A 6433-nucleotide genomic window follows, 5' to 3' on the forward strand; every position below is an offset into this window, starting at 1 on the left:
GCGCGGCCAACGGCGTCCTGACCCAGACCCTCGGCCGCCTGCCCACGGTGGCCGACATCGCCTCCTACCTCGACGTGTCCGAGGAGACCGTCCTGACGACGCGGGCCGGGACGGCGCGGCTCCACGCGGCACCGACGGGGCGTCTGCCGGCACCGACGGTCTGACCGGGCACGCTGTGGGCAATCTGGTGCTCTGCGGCCTCATGGAGCTGCTCGGCGACCCGGTGGCCGCGCTGGAGCACGCCGGCGCGATGCTCGGCGCGGTGGGCCGGGTGTTGCCGATGTCCCGCCAACCGGTCGGCATCGAGGCGCGGGTACGCGGTGCCGACCCGGCCGCCCCGGACGACGTGTGCACTGTCAGTGGTCAGCACCAGGTGGCCGTGACCACCGGGCGGGTCGAGTCGTTGCGCCTCACCCCGAGCGCTCCACCGGCGTGCGCCGAGGCCATCGAGGCGATCCGGGCGGCCGATTGGTTGATCTTCGGGCCGGGCAGCTGGTACACGAGTGTGCTTCCGCACCTGCTGGTGCCGCAGTTGGCCGACGCGATCGTGTCCACCTCGGCCCGGCGGCTGGTTACCTTGAACCTCGCCGCGGAGAAGGAGACCCTGGGGCTCTCCGTCGCCGATCATCTCGCGGCACTGCACTGGTACCTGCCCGAACTCAAGGTCGATCTTGTGCTCGCCGACGCCAAGGCGGTGGGTGACCCCGAACCGGTCGAACGTGCGGCAGAATCGCTGGGTGCCCGCCTGGTCCTCGCCCCCGTCGCCGTTGTCGACGGGACTCCCCGCCATGATCCGGCTGCTCTGGGCGCCGCGCTGGTGCCTGTCCTGGGCGCCGATCGTTAGACACGTACGTAATCTCCGGCGACACGCCGGAACAGGTCCGTGAGGGGACGCACAATGGCGATGACGGCCGCGGTCAAGGACGAGCTGAGTCGGGTCGACGTGCCCAAGCCCTGCTGCCGACGGGCGGAGATGGCCGCGCTGCTGCGCTTCGCCGGCGGGCTGCACATCGTCTCCGGCCGCGTGGTGGTGGAGGCGGAACTGGACACCGGGGCGGTCGCCCGGCGGCTGCGCCGGGAGGTCGCCGAGGTCTACGGCTACCCCAGCGAGATCCACGTGCTGGCCTCCGGTGGGCTGCGCAAGGGCAGCCACTTCATCGTGCGGGTGGTCAAGGACGGCGAGGCCCTCGCGCGGCAGACCGGCCTGCTCGACGTGCGGGGTCGCCCGGTGCGGGGGCTGCCCCCACACGTGGTGGCAGCCAACGTCTGCTGCGCGGTCTCCGCGTGGCGGGGCGCGTTCATGGCCCACGGCTCGCTCACCGAGCCCGGCCGCTCCAGCGCGCTGGAGATCACCTGCCCGGGGCCGGAGTCCGCGCTGGCGCTGGTCGGCGCTGCCCGCCGCATCGGCATCACCGCGAAGAACCGCGAGGTACGCGGGGTGGATCGGGTGGTCGTCAAGGACGGCGACGCGATCGCCGCGCTGCTCACCCGGATCGGCGCGCACTCCAGCGTGCTGGCCTGGGAGGAGCGTCGGGTACGCCGCGAGGTGCGGGCCACCGCCAACCGGCTCGCCAACTTCGACGACGCCAACCTGCGCCGCTCGGCGCGGGCGGCGGTCGCCGCGGCCGCCCGGGTCACCCGTGCGCTGGAGATCCTCGCCGACGAGGCGCCCAACCACCTGACCGACGCCGGTCGGCTGCGTCTGGAGCACCGGCAGGCGTCGCTGGAGGAACTGGGCGCCCTGGCCGACCCCCCGCTGACCAAGGACGCCATCGCGGGACGGATCCGCAGGCTCCTGGCGCTGGCCGACAAGCGGGCCCGCGACCTTGGCATCCCGGATACGGAAGCGGCAGTCACGCCCGACATGCTCGTGGTCTGATAGGACGGTGGGGCCGCACGGTGCGACCGGGAGCGCGACCCGGCGCAGCGTGGTCTCGCACGCTCGGATAAGGTCGCTGAGTACGGCAAGGGGGCCGACACCGGCCTTTCTCGTCGTGCCCACCGCCTCGGGCGGTCAGGTCCTCAGACCGCGCGGCGGGGTGGCCGAGATGAACCGTCGACGGCCGGCTCCAACGGTCGGCGCACACCATTCCCGCCGGCCCGTTGTCTGAAGCCGGCGGACCAGAACGCGAGGAGATGGGACCTGTGACCATCCGGGTTGGCATCAACGGCTTTGGCCGAATCGGCCGTAACTTCTTCCGGGCAGTGCTGGCGTCTGACGCCGACATCGAGGTCGTGGCGGTGAACGACCTGACCGACAACGCCACGCTCGCCCACCTGCTCAAGTACGACAGCATCCTCGGTCGCCTGCCGTACGAGGTCAAGGCCAACTCCGACGAGATCACCGTCGGTGGCAAGACCATCAAGGCGTACGCCGAGAAGGACCCGTCGAAGCTGCCGTGGGGCGAGGTCGGCGCCGACGTCGTCATCGAGTCGACCGGCTTCTTCACCGACGCCACCAAGGCCAAGGCGCACGTCGACGGTGGGGCCAAGAAGGTCATCATCTCCGCCCCGGCGAAGAACGAGGACGTCACCGTCGTCATGGGTGTCAACCACGACACCTACGACCCGGCGAAGCACACCATCATCTCCAACGCCTCGTGCACCACCAACTGCCTCGCGCCGATGGCGAAGGTCCTGCACGACACGTTCGGCATCCAGCACGGTCTGATGACGACGATCCACGCGTACACCCAGGACCAGAACCTCCAGGACGCGCCGCACTCGGACCTGCGTCGTGCCCGGGCCGCCGCGCTGAACATCGTCCCGACCTCGACCGGTGCCGCCAAGGCGATCGGCCTGGTCCTGCCGGACCTCAAGGGCAAGCTCGACGGCTACGCCCTGCGGGTGCCGATCCCGACCGGCTCGGTCACCGACCTCACCGTCAACGTGGGTCGCGAGACCACCGTGGACGAGGTCAACGCCGCGCTGAAGGCCGCCGCGGACGGCCCGCTCAAGGGCATCCTGGTCTACAACGAGGACCCGATCGTCTCCACCGACATCGTGACCGACCCGGCGTCGTGCATCTTCGACGCGCCGCTGACCAAGGTCGTCGGCAACCAGGTCAAGGTCGTCGGCTGGTACGACAACGAGTGGGGCTACTCCAACCGCCTCGTCGACCTCGTCAAGCTGGTCGGTTCGTCGCTGTGAGCATCCGGACCCTCGACGACCTGCTCGCCGAGGGGGTGTCGGGTCGGCGCGTGCTGGTGCGCGCCGACCTGAACGTCCCGCTCGACAAGCAGACCGGTGCGATCACGGATGACGGGCGCATCCGCGCGGTGCTGCCGACCCTCGGCGCGCTGGTCGAGGCCGGCGCGAAGGTGGTCGTCTGTTCGCACCTGGGCCGCCCGAAGGGCGCTCCGGACCCGCAGTTCAGCCTGGGCCCGGTCGCCGGGCGGCTCGGTGAGCTGCTGGGCGCGCCGGTGCACTTCGCCACCGACACCGTGGGTGAGTCGGCCCGCGCCACCGTCGCCGACCTGGCTGACGGCCAGGTCGCCCTGCTGGAGAACCTGCGTTTCAACGCGGGCGAGACCAGCAAGGACGAGGCCGAGCGGGGCGCCTTCGCCGACCAGCTCGCCGCGTTCGGCGACGCGTACGTGGACGACGCGTTCGGTGCCGTGCACCGCAAGCACGCCAGCGTCTTCGACGTGCCGGCCCGGTTGCCGCACGTCGCGGGCCGGCTGGTGCTGCGTGAGGTCGAGGTGCTCTCCAAGCTCACCGGTGACCCCGAGCGCCCGTACGTCGTGGTGCTCGGTGGGTCGAAGGTGTCCGACAAGCTCGCCGTGATCGAGGCTCTGCTGCCCACTGTCGACCGGCTGCTCATCGGTGGCGGGATGTGTTTCACCTTCCTCAAGGCCCAGGGCCTGGAGGTGGGCACCTCGCTGCTGGAGAAGGACATGGTCGACACCTGCCGCAACCTGCTGGAGCGGTCCGACGGCAAGATCATGCTGCCGGTCGACGTGGTGGTGGCGGACGCGTTCGCTCCGGACGCGGCGCACGACACGGTGCGGGTCGATGGCATCCCGAGCCACCGGCTCGGCCTGGATGTCGGCCCGGAGACGGTGGCTGGCTTCAGCGCCGCGCTGTCCCAGGCGAAGACGATCTTCTGGAACGGCCCGATGGGTGTGTTCGAGATGCCGGCCTTCGCTGCGGGCACCCGGGGGATCGCCGAGGCGATCACCAAGGCCGACGCGTTCAGCGTCGTCGGTGGCGGTGACTCCGCCGCGGCCGTCCGTGCCCTGGGGCTGGACGAGTCGTCCTTCGGGCACATCTCCACCGGTGGTGGCGCCTCCCTGGAATACCTCGAGGGCAAGACCCTCCCCGGCATCGCGGCCCTGGAGAACTGAATGTCGAGCACCACCCGCCGGCCGCTGATGGCCGGCAACTGGAAGATGAACCTCAACCACCTCGAGGCCAACCTGCTGGTGCAGAAGCTGGCGGCGAGCCTCACCGAGAAGCAGCTCACCGACGTCGAGACGGTGGTGCTGCCACCCTTCACCGACCTGCGCACCGTGCAGACCGCGGTGGACGGGGACAAGCTGCTGATCGGCTACGGCGGGCAGGACCTCTCCCCGCACGCGGCCGGCGCGTACACCGGGGACATCTCCGGGCCGCTGCTGGCCAAGCTCGGCTGCACGTACGTGGTGGTCGGGCACTCCGAGCGGCGGGCCTACCACCACGAGGACGACGCGCTGGTCAACGCCAAGGTCAAGGCGGCGCTGACGCACGGCCTGACGCCGATCCTGTGCGTGGGGGAGGGGCTTGACGTCCGCGAGCAGGGCACCCACGTGGCGCACTGCTCCGACCAGCTCGACGGGGGCCTCGCCGGGCTCACCCCCGAGCAGGTGCGGCAGGTCGTGATCGCGTACGAGCCGGTCTGGGCGATCGGCACCGGCAAGACCGCGACCCCGGACGACGCCCAGGAGGTCTGCGGGGCGGTGCGTCAGCGACTGGCGGAACGCTTCGACCAGGAGACCGCCGACCAGGTTCGGGTCCTCTACGGCGGGTCGGTCAAGGCGTCAAACATCGCCTCGATCATGGCCCAACCGGACGTGGACGGGGGCCTGGTGGGGGGCGCCAGCCTGGACGCCGAGGAATTCGCTCAGATCTGCAGGTTCCCGGAGCACCTCGCCCGCTGATCGCTCGGTATCCTTGACACCGCCCGTCCGCCGGTCGGTGCCGCCGTGCCCGATCAGACCGGGCGAGGATCGCTACGAGAGGAACTGACCCCAGCCATGCCGATCTGGTTCGCATACACGTTGATCGTGTTGCTGGTCATCACGAGCATTCTGCTCACCCTGCTGATCCTGCTGCACCGTGGCAAGGGTGGCGGTCTGTCGAGCATGTTCGGCGGTGGCGTCAGCTCCAGCCTCGCCGGCTCCTCGGTCGCCGAGAAGAACCTGGACCGCTACACCGTTCTGGTGAGCGTCGTCTGGTTCGCCGCCATCATCGGGCTCGGGCTCTGGCTGCGCCTCCAAATGAACAGCGGCGCCTGAGCAGGCTCAGTAAGTCGTACAATCTGCGCGCGGTTCGTCACTCGACGGGCCGCGCGCAGGCTTTTCTCCGCTGCACCGCGTCGCCCGCCGCTCCACCCCCGAAGACGGCGGGTCCCCTCCGACGACAGGAGCGAGCAGCCGTGCCGAATGGCAACGTTATCCGGGGAGCCCGGGTCGGGTCCGCACCGATGCGCCCCGACGAGCGGCACCAACCCGCCCCCCGACAGGACGTCACCTACTGGTGCCGTAACGACCACCGGGTCGACATTCGGATCGCCGCGGACGTCGAACCGCCGCCTCTGTGGGACTGCCCCCGCTGTGGCCTACCCGCCGGTCGGGACGCCCAGAACCCGCCAGGTCGGGTCCGCGCCGAACCGTACAAGAGCCACCTGGCGTACGTGAAGGAGCGGCGCACCGCCGAGGAGGGCGAGGCCCTGCTGAACGAGGCGCTCGCCGCTCTGCGTCGCCGGCGCGGCGAGTAGCGGAGCCGAGTTCAGCGCAGGCTGCGCAGCTTCGCCGGTACGTCGGCTGCCGCCGCCCGGTCGAGCAGCCAGCGGGTGCGGTTCACGCCGCGCACACCGGCCGCCGGCAACTGCACCGGGCCTGCGCCGGCCAACGCCATACCCACCGCGCGAGCCTTGTCGGCGCCGGCGGCCACCAGCCAGACCTCCTCGGCGGTGTTGATCGCCGGCAGGGTGAGGGTGGTCCGCGTCGGCGGCGGCTTGGGGCTGCCCCGCACCGCGCTCACCGGCCGGGTCTCGTAGCCCACCGGGTGCTCGGGGAAGACCGAGGCCACGTGGCCGTCCTCGCCGACGCCCAGCATCAGCACGTCGAAGTGCGGCAGTGTGGCGTGCCCGGGCCGGGCGGCGCGGGCCAGCTCCTGCGCGTACTCGGCAGCCGCCGCCTCGGGGTCGTTGCCGGCCGGGCCGTCCGAGGCC

The 6433-nt window shown here is 71.1% G+C and carries 7 protein-coding genes and 2 pseudogenes; 8 read left to right on the forward strand and 1 reads right to left on the reverse strand.

Features of this window, described 5'->3' with window-relative positions:
* The 8 genes and pseudogenes from ABZ749_RS26415 to ABZ749_RS26450 all read left to right on the forward strand — a co-directional run.
* A pseudogene (locus tag ABZ749_RS26415) lies at positions 1-95 on the forward strand (sigma-70 domain-containing protein); the annotation flags it as partial.
* 62 nt (positions 96-157) lie between these two features.
* Positions 158-844, forward strand: a pseudogene (locus ABZ749_RS26420) (2-phospho-L-lactate transferase CofD family protein); the annotation flags it as partial.
* Positions 845-898: 54 nt separating this feature from the next.
* On the forward strand, positions 899-1879 hold the full coding sequence (whiA, locus tag ABZ749_RS26425; RefSeq protein WP_210785006.1) for a DNA-binding protein WhiA: 981 nt from the start codon (positions 899-901) through the stop codon (positions 1877-1879).
* Between the two features lie 266 nt (positions 1880-2145).
* On the forward strand, positions 2146-3150 hold the full coding sequence (gap, locus tag ABZ749_RS26430; protein WP_357198555.1) for a type I glyceraldehyde-3-phosphate dehydrogenase: 1005 nt from the start codon (positions 2146-2148) through the stop codon (positions 3148-3150).
* Positions 3147-4346, forward strand: coding sequence for a phosphoglycerate kinase (locus ABZ749_RS26435; protein WP_357232530.1), 1200 nt, complete (start codon positions 3147-3149; stop codon positions 4344-4346). Before gap ends, ABZ749_RS26435 begins: the two co-directional genes overlap by 4 nt.
* Complete coding sequence (tpiA, locus tag ABZ749_RS26440; protein ID WP_357232533.1) at positions 4347-5138, forward strand: triose-phosphate isomerase; 792 nt, start codon at positions 4347-4349, stop codon at positions 5136-5138.
* 96 nt (positions 5139-5234) lie between these two features.
* Positions 5235-5495 carry a preprotein translocase subunit SecG gene (secG, locus tag ABZ749_RS26445; protein WP_121653040.1) on the forward strand — a complete coding sequence of 87 codons (261 nt, stop codon included), beginning with the start codon at positions 5235-5237 and terminating at the stop codon, positions 5493-5495.
* A gap of 140 nt (positions 5496-5635) precedes the next feature.
* Positions 5636-5977, forward strand: a complete 342-nt coding sequence (locus ABZ749_RS26450; RefSeq protein ID WP_357232536.1) for an RNA polymerase-binding protein RbpA — start codon at positions 5636-5638, stop codon at positions 5975-5977.
* An 11-nt stretch (positions 5978-5988) separates the two neighbouring features.
* Here ABZ749_RS26450 and pgl read toward each other — a convergent pair.
* A partial coding sequence (gene pgl / locus ABZ749_RS26455; RefSeq protein WP_357232539.1) for a 6-phosphogluconolactonase occupies positions 5989-6433 on the reverse strand: 445 nt, incomplete at its 5' end.

It is taken from the genome of Micromonospora sp. NPDC047753, assembly GCF_040642735.1.
In the GTDB taxonomy this organism is placed as follows: Bacteria; Actinomycetota; Actinomycetes; order Mycobacteriales; family Micromonosporaceae; genus Micromonospora.